Source organism: Xanthomonas sp. SHU 166 (assembly GCF_000364685.1).
GTDB lineage: Bacteria > Pseudomonadota > Gammaproteobacteria > Xanthomonadales > Xanthomonadaceae > Xanthomonas_A > Xanthomonas_A sontii.
The window spans coordinates 1-482 of the sequence record NZ_AQOJ01000392.1; the positions used below are offsets into that span (position 1 = coordinate 1).

Genomic DNA, 482 nt, shown 5'->3' on the forward strand with positions numbered 1-482 from the left:
CGGCGGGAGCACCGGCCAGCCGCTACTGCTGGCCCTGCCCGGCGGAGGCTCGGCGCGGATCTGCGTCAAACGCGACAGCTACCCCGACGGCACCGACTTCGTCGGCGTCGGCGTGCTGCCAGATATCGTGGCCGCGCCGACCCGCACCGACCTACGCGACGGCAAGGACCCCGTGCTCGAACGCGCGGTGGCGGCGCTGAGCCAGCAGTGGCCATCGACGTCGCCCTGACACGGGATGCGCCGCGTGCGGTGCGGTGGCACGTCTGCGCTATTGCACTGGCGATGGCGCTTTTGCTGTTGCCAGCCTGCGCCTCGATCGAGGTGCCACCTGCCAACCTGATTGCCAAAGAAGGCGCGTCCGAATCCGTCAATGTGGTCGCCGGCGGCGCCGCGGTGCCCTCATTCCCTTCTGCCATGACACTCCCTCGCGTTGGGGACTACTTCTTCGTTGCGCCTTTGCGGCACAAGCCGATGTTGGTTCT

The 482-nt window shown here is 68.3% G+C and carries 2 pseudogenes; both read left to right on the top strand.

Going from position 1 to position 482, the window contains the following annotated elements:
* Positions 1 to 229: pseudogene (locus D180_RS10890) on the top strand (hypothetical protein); the annotation flags it as partial.
* Positions 208 to 482: pseudogene (locus tag D180_RS23910) on the top strand (hypothetical protein); the annotation flags it as partial. The pseudogenes D180_RS10890 and D180_RS23910, both read left to right, overlap by 22 nt.